Here is a 19,325-nt window from a genome sequence, read left to right on the forward strand (position 1 = left end):
GAGGCTTGGATGATGTACGATATCATTATCATTGGTGCAGGACCAGCCGGCGCAAGCGCCGCGATTTTCACAGCGAAAGCAGGAAAGAGCACCCTTCTGTTCGAGAACAACAAAGGCATGACAAAACGGGCATGGTTTGAAAATTATTACGGCATTACCGAGATCGGCGGCCCCGATCTTGTCGATACAGGGAAGAAGCAGGCTGTTAGACTAGGCGCAGAATTGAAAGAAGAGACCGTTACCGGCGTATCCATCATTGAAGACGGCTTGTCCGTCGTAACAGACCAAGGTACTTTTGAGGCGAAGCATGTTCTGCTCGCAACAGGCGCTTTGGTAGATTTGGCAGAAACGATCGGCGTTACAACTAAACCAGGTACCGAGCCGCGGATCAAGACAGTAGTTGCCGTAGATGCAGCTGGCCGCACGAATATTGCCGGCATCTGGGCAGCCGGCACAGTAGCCGGTGTCAGCGTGCATGCCGTCATTACAGCAGGCGATGGGGCTAAAGCAGCCATCAACATTATCAGCGAGCTGAACGGCGAGCGTTATGTCGACCACGACGTGATGAAAGCGTAAATTGGCGTGAAAAAAGGACGAAGCAGATGGCTGCTCCGTCCTTTTGTTATGACTTCATATTGTCGCATAATAGCAACGCGCCATGCCGGTACCGTACTGCCTCTCCAGTACGGTTTTTTCCTCTTATTCGCTCACCAATTAAGCTGTTGTGCTGCCTGCCGAGTTTGATTCTGAAGGCGCCTCTGCACCAGCACCTTTGCCTTTACCGAAGTGACCGCCGCCCATATGGCCTCCGCGCGCTTCTTTCGTAAACTCAAACGTTCCATTCACTTGCTTGGTTACTCGGTCAGTTATGTTCGTAAGCTTCGTATCATATTGTTCTTGTGTCAGCTTGCCGCTGGTAAGTGCTTCATCCAGCTTCGCCTTGGCAGCACTAACCTCTAGATCAATGACTTTCTGTACGTCTACCCCTTGCTTCTCAGCAATTGCAGCTAAAGACTGACCATCCTTCAAATCCGCCTTAAGCTCTTCAGCTGTCAGACCAAGCAGATCCAGCAAAGCTGTGTTATCAACGCGTCCAATCGAACCAAACTCTCCTTTGCCTCCGCCGCCCATACCACGTCCACCAACAGCTCCGCCTTTTGAATTAAGCAGCTTATCCGCAATTGCCGAACTGTCTAGCTTGTCCGCCTTATCGCTTGGCAGCTCCGCAGCCTGAGCATCCAGCCATTCCACCAGCTTTGCCTTCAAATCATCGCGACTAATCCCTTGCTCGGAAGCGACTTCCGCCAATGTCGCCGTCTTCAGCTTCTCCTTCAATTCATCTGAGGAAAGCTTCAAATATTCCGCAAGCTGGCTCTCGAATTTACCTAACCCAAATCCAAGGCCCCGCTTGCCTTGCTTACCAGTATGCTCTGCCTTATCCGTTGAAGTAGAATCCAATGCCGCATTTGCTTTCGAAGCTGATGTTGACGATGCCGCATTAACCGACGGGTCTGCCCATAAGCCTCCCCCAATCGCAAGCGATAGCGCCAAAGTCGTCGTAGCAACCCATATGCTTTTCTTCTTCATCATTTCTCCGCCTTTCCAATCTGGAATCACCAAGCTTTTCCATTGTATGCCTTTTATATGAACGCACTTTGAACATCACCTTCATTGTCAATATTTAGAAGATTAGAATAATCTCATAATTCTAATCTAACTCCCTCTTTCTACCGAATAAAACTCCAAATACTTTTCTAACAGAGGTTTGCGAATTTATCTAATATTTTGCTGGTATAGTGGCAATCAGAGAATACAACGATGCTATCGCAGCCTACTACCACTAAGAACGAGGGATTATTGATGTCATTTTTAAGCAAAAGAAAAAGCCTGGCTCTTGTGAGCTCAGTTGTACTCGCTATTTTGTTCATTATTATCGTTGCTGTTATGGTCGCCTACTCGTATATCTCCCAGAAGAATTCCTACATGGAAGATATGACAGGAACCGCTCGCACATTAGGCCTCGTCACCAATGCAAGAGCTGACCTTATTCATACCACCACAGAACAACTCAAAGACGATAAAGTAGAAGGCTCACAGGAGTTTTCCGATCTGGAAATCCACTTGATGTCCATGGATGCTAACGCCAGCATCAAAAATACATATCTCATGCTCCCTGATAAGGTAGATAAGAACGGCAAAGCCTATCTCACCATGCTGCAAGGCAGCTATTCCATTACGGAAGCTGGCTTTACACCTGGCACACCCTATGAGTTAACAGATGAGTTCAGCAGAGGTTATGACATTGTCCAAAAAGAAGGCTTTGCTCAACTGCACCCCTACGAAGATGGCATGGGATCATGGCAAACCTATCTCGTAGCCATCAAGGATAGCAACAACAATACAGTCGGATTGTTTGGCATCGACTTTGATTACGGCATGGTTCAAGAAGATCTTAACCGCTTGCTCTGGACAAGTATCGGTATCGGTCTATTACTCACAGCATTAGCGATCGGACTTGTCGTCTTACTGATCCGAATTGTAACAAGACCACTTAAACGTCTTAGTGAAGTAGCTGCATTAGCGGCCAAAGGCGACTTAATGGTTACTCTCCCCGTTACGAACAATAATGAAATCGGACGCGCTTCTAACGCTTTTAATGAAATGATTCTAAGCCTCAGACAGCTCGCCTATCAAATCCGTACAACAGCAAGTGAAGTAGCTGGTTCTTCTGTTACTATGCAAGAGAGCGCCGAACAAACATCAAGGGCGACAGAAGAAGTATCCGAAGCGATTCAAGACGTAGCCGAAGGCGCAGACACACAGCTGCAAAGCTTCCAGGAATGTCAGCGAGCGATGAACGAAATGACCGTTGGCATCCAACGTATTGCGGAGTCCTCCTCGAATGTATCAGAGCTTGCTGTTGATGCATCCGAGCTTGCTAACGCTGGGGATACGGTTATCAGCCGTACGGTATCGCAAATGCAAATGATTGAAACGAATGTGACCGAGACATCGGCCGTTATGCAAGAGCTGGAGCAAATGAACAGCCAGATTGGTGCAATCCTGGATATGATCGGAGATGTTGCGAATCAAACCAACTTGCTTGCCCTTAATGCTTCTATTGAAGCAGCACGTGCCGGCGAGCATGGCAAAGGCTTTGCCGTTGTTGCTCATGAGATTCGCAAGCTTGCAGAACGTTCAAAGGAATCATCCGAGCAGATCTCTACGATTCTAAGCGGGATTAAAGGACGTACAGATGAAGCAGCCGCTTCCTTGGAAAAAGCAGCCGAGGGCGCTCGCGAAGGTTCTACCGTATCACGCCAAGCCGGCGAATCCTTCCGTTCCATTATGGAAGCGATTCGTCAAGTATCCAGCCAAGTGCAGGAAGTATCCGCTGCATCCGAGCAGATGTCAGCAGGCAGCCAGCAAATCGCAGCTTCGCTTGACCAGCTGGAGCATATTGCGGAAGCCTCTTCCGTGCAATCGCAGCGGGTAGCAGCTGCATCCGAGGAACAGCTCGCTTCCATGCAGGAGGTTGCAAGCTCCTCCGCACAGCTCCGTAGTCTAGCGGATAACTTAAACAAAGCAGTAGGCACGTTCAAAACGGAGTGATCCGTTTTTACAAGCGTAAACAGTTGCGCCGCTAAAAGGGGCAGCATATGTTTCGCGAATGAAATATAAGCATAGTAAAATAAAAATTTATACTTTCTTATATTTAATAAAAAGCACGGCCCGGACTAGAGAGAACCCTTCTCCCGTCCGGGCCGTGCTTATTTGTTAGGAAGCTGTTACGGTGCTGCCCTGCTGCAGCTGGTACATCGCATAATATTTGCCGCGATGCTCCATCAATTGATCATGGTCGCCACGCTCCACAATACGGCCGCGGTCCAGTACCAGAATCTGATCCGCCTGGCGGATCGTTGATAAGCGATGGGCAATAACAAACGTCGTACGGCCTTTTTTCAGCACATCAAGTGCTTCTTGTATAATGGCCTCTGTCTCTGTATCGATGCTTGCTGTTGCTTCATCTAATATCAGGATCGCAGGATCATACGCAAGTGCCCTTGCAAATGAGATCAACTGACGTTGTCCCGCAGACAACGTACTGCCCTTCTCAATTACTTCTGCATCAATGCCACCCGGCAGCTGCGAGAACATCTCATAAGCACCTACATCACGAAGTGCCTGTTCCACCCGCTCCCGGCTGATCGCCGGATTATCCAGGCTGATGTTGGATGCAATCGTACCGGTGAACAAGAACGGATCCTGTAACACGATCCCCATATGCTGGCGCAAATGCTGTTTCGGAATATCCAGCACATTGTTGCCATCAATAATAATGCTGCCCTCATTCGAGTCATAGAACCGGAACAACAGGTTCATAATGGAGCTTTTACCGGAACCCGTATGACCAACAAGCGCTACCGTCTCCCCTTGGCGGGCAGAGAAAGTAATGTTCTTCAGCACATACTCATCCTTCTTGTACGCAAACGAGACATCCTCGAATTTCACTTCGCCTTTGTAACGTTCCATTGTGCCAGGCTCCACCTCAACACCCGGCTGGTCCATCAGTATAAATACCCGCTCTGCGGATACCCTCGCTGTCTCGAGGTTCGACAGCTGGTTAACAACACCTACAATCGGCTGGAACATCCGGTTCATCAGATCCACGAATGCATACAGCACGCCAACCCCGATTGCAGCGCCGAACCAATCTCCCCAGAAGAACCAGATGACAATGAGGAAGATAATGTTCCGGACAACGTTCACAAGGTTATGAGAAGTAATCGAGTTCAAGCTAAGCAGCTTGTTCTGATACGTAAAATAATGCTCGTTCAGCTCGTCGAATTCTTTAAACGTTTCTTTCTGACGACGGAACGCTTGAATAATCGCCATCCCTTGGATGGACTCATTGATCATCGCGTTGATCTCGCTCAGCTTTGTCCGGATAATACGGTTGTAACGGGCTGCAAAGCGCCGGTACAGACTAATCCAGACAAGCAGAATGGGTACCAGCGGCAGCGCGAACAGCGCAAGACGTGGATCTAGCAGGAAAAGTGCCCCGTAGATCGCTGTCATGTAGACAATCGCGGAGAAGAAGTTCGCAAGCACCGCAACATACAGCTCGCGGATTGCTTCCGTATCATTCGTAATCCGCGAGACGACCTGCCCTGCAGCAAGCGTATCGAAATAATTCACCGGAAGCCGCTGTGTATGAGCAAATACATCGTTACGCATCCGCCGAACGATCCGGTTCGCGGATGTCTGAAGCAGCAGCCGTTGCCCGTATGTGAATACCGCACCAAGCAGAAGCAGTCCGACATACAAACCTGCCAGCTTCAATAAGCTTGGGATTTCTGGCTTATAGAACTGATACAGCTCTTTCGCCGTAATTAACGACACCGGGAATGCTGCCGTTTCTTTGGTTGTTTTATCTGTAACGGTCATTTGACCGTCCGCTACTTTACGAGCGCCCCCCTCCATAGGAAGAGCACCTTCATACCAATAAAATTTTCTGCCGGCTTGAAGCAGATGCACTTCCGCACCTTTCGCTTCACCCGGAGCAAAGTGATCTTCACGTTTGTACCATTTACCTTTATAAGAGACCGTATAGCGTTCATCCGACGCTACCTCATACCAGCTCTTCTCAATGCCGAGAATATTCTGATCAATCATTCGCTTCGCAATAAACGGTCCCGCCAGCTCCGCGCAAACGGCGAGCAGGAGGAGAATCAAAGCTCCAATGATCGGTTTTTTATAAAGCATGGCGTATTGAAACAATCGTTTACCTGTTTGACCCATTGTTCGTAAACGCCTCTCTTTCCTATGATTCAATAAGCGACTCAAGCTGCTGCCGCTCATATTGTTCCTTATACCAGCCTTCCTGCTTCACCAGATGATCATGCGTGCCCTGTTGAACAATTCGTCCTTCATCAAGCACGACGATATGATCGGCATGTTGTACAGCAGACAGCCGGTGCGTCGTAATAAGTGTTGTTTTGCCGCTGCGTTCAGTCCGAATGCCCTCGATAATCTCGGCTTCCGTCCGTCCATCTACAGCAGAAAGCGCATCGTCCAGCATCAATATTTCAGGATCGGCAATAAGCGCACGCGCAATGCTGACCCGCTGCTTCTGACCGCCGGAGAGCGCAACACCCTTCTCTCCAACCATTGTCTCGAGGCCATCCGGCAGGAATTGAATATCCTTCGCAAAGGATGCCCGTGCGAGTGCACGCTGCAGATCATCCTCTGTTGACTCGCCTTTTTTCCCGAACATTATATTTTCGCGTATCGTCTTTGAGAACAGAATTGGCTGCTGTGGTACATACCCGATCCAGCCAAGCAAGCGCTCCATCGACAGCTTCTCAAGAGGCTGGCCGGTAATCGCAATCTCGCCTTTACCAACCGGATACTCTCTTAACAGCTGTTTCAAGAGTGTAGTCTTGCCGCTGCCCGTACGGCCGACAATACCAAGTGTCTGGCCTTGCCGCAGACGGATCGTAACATCGCTGAGGTTATCGACGACAGAAGAGGGATAACGGAACGTGACATCCTCAAACACAATTGTCGCCGGTGCCGTCACATCGATCGTATTCTCCGCATCTTCTACATCCGGCTTATAGCCAAGCGTTTCTTCTACTCGGTCAAGCGAAGCATTACCCCGCTGCATAATGTTGATCAGTTCACCAATCGCGAACATCGGCCAAATCAGCATCCCGAGATATACGTTAAAGGATACGAGTTCTCCAAGTGTAATCTCGCTGTGGAACACCAGATAACCACCATAACAAAGACCAATCAGATAGCTGAGACCAACCAAAATTTTGATTGTTGGCTCGAAGAGCGCATCAATCTTGGCCACAGCGATATTTTTCTGAAACACTTCATCCGTCTTTTTCTTAAACTGCCCCTGGTTTGCTTCCTCCTGTACAAAAGCACGGATAACACGCACACCAGATACCGACTCCAGCACTTGGTCGTTTAATTCACCAAACGCATCCTGCGACTGCATAAAGCGCTCGTGGATTTTCCCGCCGAAATGCTTCATCGCAAGCGCAATGAACGGCAATGGCAGAAGCGCAGCAAGCGTCAGCTTAATGCTGATCATCGCTGCCATCACACCAAGAATCGTCAACATAAAGAACGTCGAATCAATAAGCGTCAGAATACCAAACCCCGCTGTTGTTGCTACGGCATTCAGGTCATTCGTCGAACGAGCCATCAAATCGCCCGTCCGGTTCCGTTCGTAGAACGTTGGCGTCATCTTCAGAAAGTGACGCATAAGGCGTGACCGGAGCAGCCGCTCCAGCACAAAGGCACCGCCGAATAATTTATAATGCCACACGTAAGTAATCGCGTAGCCGATCACCGTAACGCCTACCCAGCCGATGACAACCTGCACAAAGCCGGTCTCATCCAGCCTGCCTTGATGAATGCCGTCAATCGTATGGCCAATCAGCCAAGGCGGGATGACATCCAAGAAGCCTGTAATAATAAGCAGCACACAGGCAAGCGTATATCTTTTCCAATTCATTGCGAAAAACCATTGAAGTTTCTTAAGTACGATAAACATAATTTTGTCCTGACACCTCCCGTATCCATCCAAGCATCATCAGCCCCAAAAAAGCAAAAAAAGAAGCGCACCGTAAATGTACGATACGCTTCTTCACAATGCAGTAGGCACAATAAGGCCCGCTGCAATTAAAAAGGCGCACGGTTACGGTTACGTAACCATGCGCCTTTGATTTAATGGGATACCCCTAATCATCAAAGAGATTCGACGCGCGGATGGATTACGTTCATAAATTTAGTATGCACATTGTTAAATCCTACATGTTGATGAATGAATACAATTGGATTCATGTCGTAATCCTCCTTTCGATTTGTGAAATATATTTGTCACTTTACCATCGTATGAAATAACTGTCAATCCGTAAATTTGTTAATCATCGCCTATTTTCACTATTTATCACATAACCCATGCTTCTGCCTGCTGTTCCGCAAGCAGCAGCTGCTCGCGTACCTTAACCACTTCACCAACAATAATAAGCGCCGGATTGACCACTTTCATCGATAACGCCAGCTTATGAATATCGGCCAGTGTACCTGTAATCACGCGCTGCTTACTTGTCGTGCCCTGCTCAATAATAGCAACCGGCGTTGACGATGCTTTGCCATGCTTCAGCAGTTCCTCACGGATCACGCCAAGCTGGCTGACGCCCATATAGATTGCTAATGTATCTACACTATGAGCGAGCAAATCCCAACGTACCGGTTCTTGATCGCCGTGGCAGCGATTGCCGGTAACGCAGGCAAACGATGCTGCCTTCCCGCGATGCGTCAGCGGAATCGCAGCTGATGCCGCAGCACCAATTGCCGATGTTACGCCAGGCACAATCTCCCATTCAATCCCATTCTCAGCCAGTTCCAACGCCTCCTCACCGCCGCGCCCGAAGACGAAGGGGTCGCCCCCTTTTAGGCGGACGACCGTTTTCCCTTCCTTCGCATAGGCAACAAGCGTCTTATTAATCTGTTCCTGCGGCATTGCATGCGCGTTAGGCGCCTTACCGCAGTAGACCAGCTCCGTACCTGGACGGGCATATGAGAGCAATTCTTCATTCACGAGGCGGTCGTAAAGAATCACATCAGCTAGACCAATTCGCCGAATTGCTTTTACCGTGATCAGCTCCGGATCTCCAGGTCCCGCACCAACAATGTATACCTTACCTGCCGGCGCCCGCATTACAGGCCGCTTTTCTCGGCAGCAAGTGCCGGTGTAGTTGGTAAGCCCGCTTGCAAAGCCTGGCTCTCGGAATCTTTTTTCTTATTATGTGACCAGTAGAACATAAAGCCTGTAAACAACGCGCCGCCTACAAAGTTGCCAAGCAGTACCGGGATTTGGTTCCACACCCACCAGTCAGTGATCGTTACATCTGCACCAAGCATCATGCCTGCCGGAATGACAAACATATTCACAACGGCATGCTCGAAGCCTTGCTCGAAGAACATCAGGATTGGCAGCCACATCGCTACGATTTTACCTAACGTGGATTTCGATGTCATCGCCATCACAACGCCCAGCGTAACCATCCAGTTGCATAGGATTGCCTTGATGAAGACCAGAATGATACCGTCAAAGCCCATTTTTTGATAACCAAGTGTCTTCGTTTCACTTACTTGAATAAGCATCTGGGCGAGCGGATTAGCCATATCCGTCCCCATCTTGGTAACCGCCATACCGTATAAAGCCGCATACACGGCACAGCCGATCAAATGACCGATGATGACAAGCCCGTAGTTGGCCATCATGCGGGAAAGGGTTGTTTCTCTTTTAAATACCGATAGAGGAATGAGTGCAAAGCTGCCGGTCACAAGCTCAAGTCCAAGAAGGACGATGATGACGAAGCCAATTGGGAAAATAACCGCTCCGGCAAGTGGCATGGTTGTCTGAGTTGTAGCCGTATAGGCTAGTGTTGTAGCAAAGGCCAGTATCCCGCCGCCAAGAAAACCTCTCATTAGCATTTGCGATGAGCTCATCTCCGCCTTCGCCGTGCCCGCCTCTACCATCGATTCTAGTACTTCAGCTGGTTTCACATAGTCCATCTGCAATCCCTCCTTCTTGTCTTTGTCTCTACTCTATAGGGTGATATAGATCTCGCCGCTGCTTGGGTCGATCTCCGTCTCAAATGTTTTGATGCATCCATCATCCGGTTCTTGCACCTGTCCGCTCCTCAGATCGATCTTCCAATCATGCAGCGGGCAGTGAATATTCGTGCCACACACCATTCCTTCCGAAAGCCTGCCGCCTTTATGTGGGCATTTATTCTCGACTGCCTTCACACTGCCGTCTGTCAGGCGGAAGATCGCAATGTCAGTATTGTCGATCTGCACCGTACGAGAGCCTAATACGTCGATATCCGTTAGTTTTGCTACAAGCACCTTTGTCACCATATAGAAGCTCCCCCTATCCTTGCACCGGCTGAGCACCGGATAATTGCTCGAAGTTTTTGCGCAGCTCTTTGTTCTCTACGATTTCTTTCCATGGATCTTTTGTATAGCTGAGTGTCTTCTCAAGACGTTCTACCAGAGCCAGACGGTCTTCACGATTCTCGAGAGCCTTCTTGACATGATCGAGACCTACTCGTTCAATCCACTGTGCGGTACGTTCATTCCATGTCGCGTTCTCACGGTAATATTGCAGGTAGGCCGACGACCATTCCATTACTTCGTCTTCCGTCTTCACCACACAGAGCAGCTCAGTGGCACGTACATGTATACCGCCGTTACCGCCTACATGAAGCTCCCAGGCTCCGTCAATTGCCACAACTCCAAGATCCTTAATCGTTGCTTCTGCGCAGTTACGCGGACATCCGGATACAGCAAGCTTCACTTTCGCCGGAGCTGTCATACGCTCGTATGCTTTCTCCATCCGGATCCCCATGGCAATTGAGTCCTGCGTGCCAAATCGACAGAAGGTGTTGCCTACACAGGTTTTGACCGTACGGAGCGTCTTGCCGTAAGCATGGCCGGAAGGCATATCAAGCTCTTCCCAAATTTTCGGCAGATCTTCTTTCTTCACGCCCAAGAGGTCAAGCCGTTGACCGCCGGTGAATTTCACCATTGGAACATCAAATTTCTCTGCAACGGTAGCAATCTTGATCAAATCAGCTGGTGTAGTCACGCCGCCGTAGACACGAGGAACAACCGAATACGTGCCATCCTTCTGGATGTTCGCGTGGTAGCGCTCGTTCGTGAAGCGTGATTCCTTCTGATCCTCGTACTCCGCCGGCCACAACATGCCGAGGTAGTAGTTCAGAGAAGGACGGCATTTCGTGCAGCCTTCTTCGTTCTTCCACTGCATCACGTTCATGACTTCCTTAACCGTCATGAGGCGCATTTCTTTAATGGCTGCAACAATCTCATCACGGGAATGCTCGGTGCAGCCGCAAATGCCTTCTTTCACCGGCACACCTGCTGCATCACCGGCATACAGCTTCAGCAGCCCTTCTACTTGAGGCTTACAGCCGCCGCAGGATGCAGAAGCTTTCGTGCAGCCTTTGATGCTGGACAAGGTGTTGCAGCCTTTATTCAATACCGCATCCGCGATATCACCTTTTGATACACCGTTACAGCCGCAGACAATCTCATCATCGGTCATCGCTTCCAAACGGCTTGCCGGGGATGACGCCCCTCCTGCAGCAGGCGAGAAGCCAAGCAGCAGCTCCTTCTCTTTGCCTTCAACCGACTCGCCTTTTTTCATTATGGCGAACAGCTCGGATCCGTCAGATGTATCACCAAATAGCACAGCCCCAACCAATTTACCGTTCTTGATCACAATTTTCTTATACGTACCAGCCAGATCATCCTGAATACGCAAAGCTCTTGTGCCTGGCCCTTCACCAAACTGACCTGCCGAGAATACATCTACACCGGATACTTTCAGCTTAGTAGAAGTAACCGAACCCTCATAACCTGTCGTCTCAACACCAGCCAGCAGCTTAGCCAGCACCGCGCCTTGCTCATACAGCGGAGCAACCAGACCATAAGCGATACCCCGGTGCTCGGCACATTCGCCTACCGCGTATACATCTGGAATATTCGTCCGCATGAAGTCATCTACGACGATTCCTCTATTAACTTCGATGCCTGTGAGCTTCGCCAATTCAACATTCGGGCGGATACCAACTGCCATAACGATTAGATCAGCCTCTACCTCACTGCCGTCCCCGAACTGCAAAGCTTTCGCGCGGCGTCTGCCGGTAATTGCTACGGATTGCTTACTGAGGAGGAATTTCATCCCTTGCGCTTCAAGCTCACGTTGCAGCATCCGTGCAGCCGGCTCATCCAGCTCGCGATTCATCAGAATTCCATTAATATGAACAACGGATACGTCCATTCCCAAATTAAGCAGGCCTCGTGCTGCCTCGAGTCCAAGCAGACCACCGCCGATTACAGCTGCCTTCTTATACTTCTGGGAAGTTTCCTGCATGATCTCCGTGTCACGGATATCACGGAAGCCGATAACTCCCTCTTTGTTCGCGCCCGGCAGAGGCAGCATGAATGGATTCGAGCCTGTCGCCATAATCAATACATCGTAATCTGCTTCAATCCCTTGCTGGGAGTATACCTTTTTCCGCTTTGTATCAATCTTCGTTACCGTATGTCCAGCATGCAGCTGAATATGATTGTCCGCGTACCAGTCCCAATCGTTGATAACGATATCCTTCATGTCCGTTCCGCCAGCAAGCACCGAGGACAACATAATCCGGTTATAGTTCGGGTGTGGCTCTGCGCCAAATATTGTAATGCTATAAGCATCCGGAGCAAGCTTGATTAGATGTTCAATCGCCCGTACCCCCGCCATTCCGTTACCAACCAGCACCAATTTTTTCCGATTCCCCATTGTCATTCTCCTCTCCATCTCTCTAACTCTCCGCCTATTTATAAATAGAAAAAGCCTGGCCTCGAATTTCGCAGGTGGACGCAAAAGTGCGTTCTTGCAAAAGACGAAGTCAGGCTTCATTGCCGCTTCAGATGAATACGCCATTGTATTCATGAAAGTTTATTTGTTTTAACGTTATAGGTATCGTAAAGCTTAGAGTTCAACTCACTCTTATCTTTGCCTTGTAAGAGGTAAGTCGTACCGTTACTATACAACGGCATATTCGCTCATGTCAACATACTTAACATATAAAATGAACAAATGTGCGTATCGACAATTTTACGTTTTCTATGTTATATATAATGACAAAAGATAAATTGTGCGTAGGGGAAGAGGAGGGTTACATGCGTTCTCTGTTAGTAATCGACAATCCCGGGGAAAATGTGCTGTCTATAGAACAAACACTTGAGGAATACGGTTATTCGGTTCTGTTTGCAAGCAACGATGAGATGGCCAAAACTCATCTGCCAAAAGCAGATGCCGTTATTCTGCACCTAGCTCTAGGGGAAGTGAAGGTTTGGGGAAACCGGCTTCTTCAGCGTAAAAGAGTACCTATGCTTTGGTGGTGCAGTGCGGATACAGCAGCCTCGTCAGCAGCCTTTTGCGAGGATGACCTGCCTATTGATGGTGTTCTGACGCCATCGATGAGTGAACAGGAGATGCATTGGGCGCTTCATTTCGGCTCGAAAACCTGCTTCGAAAGACAGCAATGGCTGAATGAACGCAAGCAGCTAGAAGCGCGTCTGGAAGAGCGCAAGTGGATTGACATGGCGAAGGGTATCTTATGTAAAATAAAACAGGTGTCTGAAGCTGAAGCCTACGACCTGCTGCGCAAGCAGGCAATGAATGAGCGCAAACGGATCGTTGACGTAGCCACATCAATCGTAAAAGTCTACCAACTGCTGCAGGAGCAAAAATAGAGGGGTGCTGCTATGTTTACAAAACTATTAAAGGAAGTCGCCCGCGGAAAAAGAGGCGCACGAGATCTTACTTATGAAGAAGCGCTGGAAGCGGCCGACTGGATCATGAACCGGAAAGCGACCCCTGCCCAGATGGGCGCCTTCTTTATAGCTGAACGTATTAAGATGGAAAGTGTCGAGGAGCTGGAGGCTTTCGTAAATGTTAGCCGTGATGCTGCATACCGTGCTCCAATCCAGGAAGGACTGGACTGTGCAGGGCCATATGACGGGCGGACCAAAACCTTCTTCGCTTCGTTTGCTACAGCTTTTCTTCTTGCTTCAGCGGGTCTGCCCGTTACGCTGCATGGCGCGAAATCGCTGCCGCCGAAATGGGGCGTAACGCTGCTCGATATACTCGCTGAGCTCGGGATTGGCAAAGAGCAGCTAAAACGTGACCGCGTTGTACCAACCGCTGCAGCTACTGGCGTGCTGTTTGTTGATACTGAGGAATGGTGCCCGCCGCTGAAGGAGCTGCGAGACATCCGCGAGGAGCTTGGCATGCGTACGGTACTAAACACAGCGGAAAAGCTGATTGATTTCTCCCATTCGCCGTACCTTGTATTTGGCGTTTACCATAATACCGTATTTGATCGCATGAGCAAGCTGCTCACCGATCTGCAATACCGCAGGGCTCTAATCATACAGGGAGCAGAAGGCTCTGAAGATCTGTTCATCGAGCGCCCAACCCGCACTTATATCGTCGAGAACGGCGAAGCAAGACTGCATGTTATCGATCCGGAAACCTATGGTCTAGAAACGACACTTCCAGAGCATGTAGAATGGACCGCTGCTGAGCAGATCGAGACCGTCGAGGCTGTTCTGCAAGGGAAAGCCCATGTCGGTTACGTGAACCAGGTACTGCTGAATGCGGCCGTCCGGCTGCGTCTTGCAGATCGCGCTGATTCAGTCGAGGAAGCGATATACCAATGCAAGGATTTGCTCGACAGCGGAGCAGCTTGGGAGCGTTACACACAGTGGCGCAGCAGCCTGCTTAGTGAAGAAACGCCCGCTCCTATCGGCGGCGTCAAGTAAAGTAACATGAGGCATGATTTTCTCGTGCCTGATTCACCAATTTGAGACGCATTCCCCTCCACTACTACACCTACGATGTACTTTACGCAAGTAAAAGAGCTTCTGACGGCTGATCAAGCCGGTCAGAAGCTCTTTTTTTCTGTATAGTTACGTCCCTCTAGTGTCCCCGCCGTACGAGAACAACGTAGCTGAGCACAGCCGCCGCTTCAGCTGCAGCAATAACAATTCCCATCGGCTGTGCGGCCTCGCTGCCACCAAGGCCAACAAGCGGCGCCATACAGGCGCCGAACACAAAGGACAACAGACCAAGCAGCGCCGAAGCGCTGCCGGCGGACTGCTGCTGATTCTGCATCGCGAGCGAGAAGCTGGCCGTCTGCACAATCCCGACACTCGAGACGACGAAGAATAAAGGCACCAGCACCGCAAACAAGCCCCAGCCGGCGATCACCGAAATCAGCAGCACAAGCCCACCTGCAAACGCAAGGCCAAGACCTGTCTTCAGCAATGCCGTCGCACTTACCTTACCGGCAAGTCTCCCTGCAATTTGGCTTGCCGCGATAATACCCAGACCGTTGATCGCAAAGCATAAGCTGTATCCCTGCGGCGATACACCAAACAGATTCTGAATGACGAATGGTGAGCCGGAGATATAAGCGAACATCGCCGCTACAACAAAGCCCTGCGTGAGCGCATATCCCATAAAGATGCGGTCTGTCAGCAGTCCTCGGAACTTCAGCAGCATATTGCCGATTCCGCCTTCCGAGCGGTTCTTCTCCTGCAAGGACTCTTTCATTCCGAACCATACGGCGACAAACATAACCACGCCAATCACCGTCAGCACGATAAATACACCGCGCCATTCCGTCCACTTCAGGATTTGTCCACCGGCAATTGGAGCAGCTATTGGCGCGACCCCATTCACCAGCATAAGCATGGAGAAGAACTTCGTCATCCCTGCTCCTTCGAACAAATCCCGCACGACCGCACGCGAGATAACAATCCCTGCCGCCCCGCCAAACCCTTGTACAAAGCGCAGCAGCACAAAGGTCTCAATTGATGGAGCTGTTACACAAAGAAATGAAGCTGCAATATATACAACAAGTCCAATAAGCAAAGGCTTCCGTCGTCCCCGAACATCACTGATTGGTCCAATAAACAGCTGACCAAGGGAAATACCGAGCAGACAGGCCGTTAAGCTGAGCTGGGACATCGACGTCCCTGCATGGAAATCACCTGCCAGCTCCGGCAGCGCCGGCAAATACATATCAATGGAGAGTGGAGCAAATGCAGACAGCGAGCCAAGCAACAGCGCCATCCACAGTACCGCTTTTGGTGCTGCAGCGGGTATAGAATCCGTACCTTTCATCAAAATCAACACTCCAAACTAACACCTTTTTATCGCCACAATTCTAATGACGATCGAGTCACCTGTCAAGACAACAAAAAGAGGACGCCTCCTTAGGAGGCATCCCCCATTGCTTACTTTACTCCGCCGTTGCCGTCGTCACGGCAGCGCTTAGTTTCCATTGATCCGTCATATTAACGATCAGTGGAAGCATCTTTTCCCCACTTATCATTGGTGAATGGCACAACAAACAGGTTGGGGTCTGGTCAAATGAGAAGTTGTCGCGCATCCAGCCATTGCAGTCATCACTTGTGCATGACCAAATTTTGGTGACAGCCTCTGGGATTTCTTCTTGGATTTTTTTCCGATTGTACATGTGGGTACGCCTCCTTCATATGTGAAATATGGTACGGTCTTCATAAACCCCGTCACTTTATCGTGTCTTATACCGCGGATTTCATACATGCGATATCGAACTAATGACGAAAAATGCCCCTCCACTTCATGTATGAAGCGAAGGAGCTTTATATGTACAAGAATTAGAACATTGGCTTAAACACCATAATTCGTTACAGTTTGTATCCGAATTCATTTGGTATATATTCAATGCAGGAAACGGCTGAAAACATCAGTTTTTGCCCTGCAGCATCATATCTAACCGTATCTGCCGCGACCGAGTACCAAATCTTTAACGTTGGGCGGCCGTCATCATAGGTCCGGAAAATAAACACGTTCAGCTCTTGCTTCCATTTCAGGAGCTCTTCGATCGCAGGATGCTTAGGTGTGTGTACCGTGAACTGCCATTGATCATCCGCATGCTCTACCTCATAAGAGACCGATTGCTTCACCGAATCCACAAAAGTTCTTCCGCCAACGGCGTGTTTAATCAGTAGTGTTTCGTTCATTTTGGGTTCCTCCTGAAAAGAATTGCTACCCATATGGCTAATCCTTAGCCATATGTAGCGATTCTTACTTCGTAAGCATTATCCTAAAGAATTGCCACCATTATGGCTTATTTGAGCCATATGAAGCGATTCTTGCTACGTAAGCATCATCTTAAAGAATTGCCACACAATCTGGCCTATCCTGGGCCACGTGTGGTAATTCTTACTTCGTAAGCATCAAAAAATCTTTTACTTTTTACTCCTTGCTCGCTCTATGGCAGATCAATCAGCATAACAAAAGCGGACTCTTCCGCTGACAGTACAAAATCTGGTTCAAACTCTGCGCGGATCGAATCCTTAGGCCCCATCGCAATATTATTCAGATTGAGCTTTCCTTCCAGCACCATCACGAATGCACGACGACCCGTCTTCTGGTGGAAAAAGATCCTTCTTCCCGGCTGCAGACGTCCCAAATAAATCGTCAGATCCTGATTAATGCTTGCTGTCCCTGCAGCTCCATCCGGTGTCACAACCGGCACCAGAGCATTCTGAAGCTTCTCTTCATCATAGCTGGCCATCTCGTATGAAGGCGCAATCCCCCGCTCCTTTGGCATAAACCAAAGCTGCAGAAAACTGCCTTCCTCCGTATCGGAATCGTTATATTCAGCATGGATAATCCCAGTACCGGCAGACATACGCTGTACTTCGCCAGCAGACGTCACTTCGATATTGCCAAGATTATCTTCATGTTTCAGTTTTCCTGTCAAAGGAATGGTTACGATCTCCATCTCGCTGTGCGGGTGAGCACCAAAACCACGCCCCGGCGCAATCTGGTCATCATTCAGTACACGCATAACACCAAAGCTCGAGTTGTCAGGATCAAAATATTCCCCAAACGAGAAGCTTTGCGCGCTGCGCAGCCACCCCAAATCAACGGCATGGCGAGCGCTGGCCGGAAAAAGTTTCATCATCGAAAAAGTTCCTCCTTTTATTCGATTGTGCCGATCTAAATCCCTTATTCTATTGTAACCTTTGATGGACAGGCATACTATGCCTAGGCTTGCTTATGTATTCGAAAGAAAAGGTAAAGGGCAACCTAACGACAGGACTTGGAAGGAGTGTGAATGGACGATGGACAACAAGGATGATCTCGTAACGGAGAGAGATATCGATCCGAAATTCGGCTTGTTTACAGAGGAAATGCCACAAATGGTTTTGCCGGACGCAACAAGCAAGCTGATCGATAGATACCCCAAAAAGGGCAAAGCAGCTCCGCCTCCCAGCGGACCAGCTGACGGCTCGCGGTAAGGAGCTAACTCAAGTATAGCATCTACAATGTGCGGGAAACAGCCCCCCAAGAACGAATATCGCCATAGACGTGGATTTTTGAACAAAAAAAAAGGACGCATCCCCTGTACGTAACAAGGAATGCGTCCTCCTATTATTTCGCTTGAGCGATCTTAGTATCCGTCGTTGTCGTTAATGTTGGGTACATCCGCTTCGATACCAGGGTCTGTATAATCATGAACGTTCCCCCTACTACCCAGTACAACGGCACAGCTGCCGGCGCACTGAACGAGAAGACCATCATCATAACCGGCGAGAGAAGGCCAAGCATCGCCATTTGCTTCTGCTGTGCAGGGTCTGCGCCAATCTGTGATACACGGAACTGTACATAATAGATCGCTCCGGCAAGGAACGGCAGGACATGATCCGCAGTACCAAGCTGGAACCACAGGAATGTATGCTGCGCAAGCTCAGGTGTCATTTTGATCGCATAATATAAGCCTGTCAGAATCGGCATTTGGATAAGCATCGGCAAGCAGCCGATCGACATCGGATTAAATTGATGCTGGCTGTACAGCGCCATTGTTTCTTTTTGAAGCTTTGATTGATTTTCTGGCGTCTTCTCTTTGTACTTCTCCTTCAGCTTGTTAAGCTCTGGCTGCATAACACTCATCTTCTGCTTCATCGTCTGCTGACCCTTGTACTGGCGCAGCATAAGCGGCAGCAGCACAATACGCACAAGCAGCGTCATAATAATGATCGCCATACCATAACTGTCACCAAAAAATGATGCGATATGCTGAATCAAATACGAGAACGGAAATACGACATAGTGATTGAAAAAGCCCGGCGTATTGGAATCAATTGTTCCTTGCGCGCCACATCCGCTGACTATAACCAGTATTGCGATTGCTGCTAGAATTCTATATTTTTTAGAAAAAGCGGTGAATGCATTGTTCTTCTTTCCCATAAAAATCCTCCTCGTTTGTGTACATGCTGTATGGCATTCCCAAACGAGGAGTTACAATCCGCTGAATCACCATCTGGCGCTTCTTTTCTCTTAATCCGCCGCGTAAGCCAGTGCTGAATTCGTCCTAAGCGATGGATCACGACCACAATCGGAACGATTGGCTCCCATATGATCCGCTTCTGGATGGTGTTGAATTCTGTGTCCATCGAATGATGAGCGAAATACGCCGCGTAGGCAATCGAGCACAGAATACTAATAGAGAATATATAAGGGATCAAATCATGCAGCTCATGCAGCTCTAACAATGCATTCACCTCCTTATCATTAATTTGCTAATCTTATACGGCTGACTGCCGGCAAACGTTTCTTCTCCCGGCCCAAAGTCTAGTTCGAGTCCATTCCTAAG

The 19,325-nt window shown here is 49.2% G+C and carries 18 protein-coding genes; 5 read left to right on the forward strand and 13 right to left on the reverse strand.

Going from position 1 to position 19,325, the window contains the following annotated elements:
• The first annotated feature begins 12 nt into the window (after nt 1-12).
• On the forward strand, nt 13-576 hold the full coding sequence (locus FHS17_RS24410) for an FAD-dependent oxidoreductase (RefSeq protein ID WP_167281197.1): 564 nt from the start codon (nt 13-15) through the stop codon (nt 574-576).
• A gap of 138 nt (nt 577-714) precedes the next feature.
• Here FHS17_RS24410 and FHS17_RS24415 read toward each other — a convergent pair whose 3' ends face one another.
• A complete protein-coding gene (locus FHS17_RS24415; RefSeq protein ID WP_167281068.1) occupies nt 715-1,590 on the reverse strand; it encodes a hypothetical protein in 876 nt (291 codons plus the stop codon).
• A 270-nt stretch (nt 1,591-1,860) separates the two neighbouring features.
• On the opposite strand from FHS17_RS24415, the gene FHS17_RS24420 reads away from it, so the two are divergent.
• On the forward strand, nt 1,861-3,612 hold the full coding sequence (locus FHS17_RS24420; RefSeq protein ID WP_167281069.1) for a methyl-accepting chemotaxis protein: 1,752 nt from the start codon (nt 1,861-1,863) through the stop codon (nt 3,610-3,612).
• 165 nt (nt 3,613-3,777) lie between these two features.
• Here FHS17_RS24420 and FHS17_RS24425 read toward each other — a convergent pair whose 3' ends face one another.
• The 6 genes from FHS17_RS24425 to nirB all read right to left on the reverse strand — a co-directional run bounded on the left by FHS17_RS24425 (nt 3,778) and on the right by nirB (nt 12,403).
• Nucleotides 3,778-5,802 carry an ABC transporter ATP-binding protein gene (locus FHS17_RS24425; protein WP_167281070.1) on the reverse strand — a complete coding sequence of 675 codons (2,025 nt, stop codon included), beginning with the start codon at nt 5,800-5,802 and terminating at the stop codon, nt 3,778-3,780.
• A 22-nt stretch (nt 5,803-5,824) separates the two neighbouring features.
• The gene (locus FHS17_RS24430) at nt 5,825-7,573 is read right to left on the reverse strand and encodes an ABC transporter ATP-binding protein (protein WP_167281071.1); all 1,749 of its coding nucleotides are present in this window, start codon (nt 7,571-7,573) and stop codon (nt 5,825-5,827) included.
• A 396-nt stretch (nt 7,574-7,969) separates the two neighbouring features.
• Complete coding sequence (cobA, locus tag FHS17_RS24435; protein ID WP_167281072.1) at nt 7,970-8,743, reverse strand: uroporphyrinogen-III C-methyltransferase; 774 nt, start codon at nt 8,741-8,743, stop codon at nt 7,970-7,972.
• Nucleotides 8,743-9,603 (reverse strand): formate/nitrite transporter family protein, encoded by an 861-nt coding sequence (locus FHS17_RS24440; protein ID WP_167281073.1) that lies wholly within the window; start codon nt 9,601-9,603, stop codon nt 8,743-8,745. The genes cobA and FHS17_RS24440 overlap by 1 nt, the downstream gene beginning before the upstream one ends.
• Nucleotides 9,604-9,636: 33 nt before the next feature.
• Nucleotides 9,637-9,951, reverse strand: coding sequence for a nitrite reductase small subunit NirD (gene nirD / locus FHS17_RS24445; RefSeq protein ID WP_208420535.1), 315 nt, complete (start codon nt 9,949-9,951; stop codon nt 9,637-9,639).
• A 13-nt stretch (nt 9,952-9,964) separates the two neighbouring features.
• The gene (nirB, locus tag FHS17_RS24450) at nt 9,965-12,403 is read right to left on the reverse strand and encodes a nitrite reductase large subunit NirB (protein ID WP_167281074.1); all 2,439 of its coding nucleotides are present in this window, start codon (nt 12,401-12,403) and stop codon (nt 9,965-9,967) included.
• Between the two features lie 383 nt (nt 12,404-12,786).
• Here nirB and FHS17_RS24455 point away from each other — a divergent pair, with 383 nt between their 5' ends.
• Nucleotides 12,787-13,362, forward strand: coding sequence for an ANTAR domain-containing response regulator (locus FHS17_RS24455; protein ID WP_167281075.1), 576 nt, complete (start codon nt 12,787-12,789; stop codon nt 13,360-13,362).
• A gap of 12 nt (nt 13,363-13,374) precedes the next feature.
• A complete protein-coding gene (locus FHS17_RS24460; protein ID WP_167281076.1) occupies nt 13,375-14,433 on the forward strand; it encodes an anthranilate phosphoribosyltransferase in 1,059 nt (352 codons plus the stop codon).
• A gap of 157 nt (nt 14,434-14,590) precedes the next feature.
• Here FHS17_RS24460 and FHS17_RS24465 read toward each other — a convergent pair whose 3' ends face one another.
• From FHS17_RS24465 to FHS17_RS24480, 4 genes are all read right to left on the reverse strand, one after another.
• Entirely contained in the window at nt 14,591-15,799 is a 1,209-nt protein-coding gene (locus FHS17_RS24465; RefSeq protein WP_167281199.1) for a multidrug effflux MFS transporter, read from the reverse strand.
• 118 nt (nt 15,800-15,917) lie between these two features.
• Entirely contained in the window at nt 15,918-16,154 is a 237-nt protein-coding gene (locus tag FHS17_RS24470; RefSeq protein ID WP_167281077.1) for a cold-shock protein, read from the reverse strand.
• A gap of 193 nt (nt 16,155-16,347) precedes the next feature.
• Entirely contained in the window at nt 16,348-16,683 is a 336-nt protein-coding gene (locus FHS17_RS24475; protein WP_167281078.1) for a hypothetical protein, read from the reverse strand.
• 251 nt (nt 16,684-16,934) lie between these two features.
• On the reverse strand, nt 16,935-17,633 hold the full coding sequence (locus FHS17_RS24480; RefSeq protein WP_167281079.1) for a pirin family protein: 699 nt from the start codon (nt 17,631-17,633) through the stop codon (nt 16,935-16,937).
• Nucleotides 17,634-17,793: 160 nt separating this feature from the next.
• Between FHS17_RS24480 and FHS17_RS24485 the strand changes: the two genes are divergently transcribed.
• On the forward strand, nt 17,794-17,970 hold the full coding sequence (locus tag FHS17_RS24485; RefSeq protein WP_167281080.1) for a hypothetical protein: 177 nt from the start codon (nt 17,794-17,796) through the stop codon (nt 17,968-17,970).
• 133 nt (nt 17,971-18,103) lie between these two features.
• Here the strand turns inward: FHS17_RS24485 and yidC are convergent, their stop codons facing one another.
• Complete coding sequence (yidC, locus tag FHS17_RS24490) at nt 18,104-18,919, reverse strand: membrane protein insertase YidC (protein ID WP_167281081.1); 816 nt, start codon at nt 18,917-18,919, stop codon at nt 18,104-18,106.
• Nucleotides 18,865-19,224 (reverse strand): hypothetical protein, encoded by a 360-nt coding sequence (locus FHS17_RS24495; protein ID WP_167281082.1) that lies wholly within the window; start codon nt 19,222-19,224, stop codon nt 18,865-18,867. The genes yidC and FHS17_RS24495 overlap by 55 nt, the downstream gene beginning before the upstream one ends.
• Between the last annotated feature and the right edge of the window lie 101 nt (nt 19,225-19,325).

Origin of the sequence: Paenibacillus lupini (genome assembly GCF_011761355.1) — a bacterium.
Taxonomy (GTDB): Bacteria; Bacillota; Bacilli; order Paenibacillales; family Paenibacillaceae; genus Pristimantibacillus; species Pristimantibacillus lupini.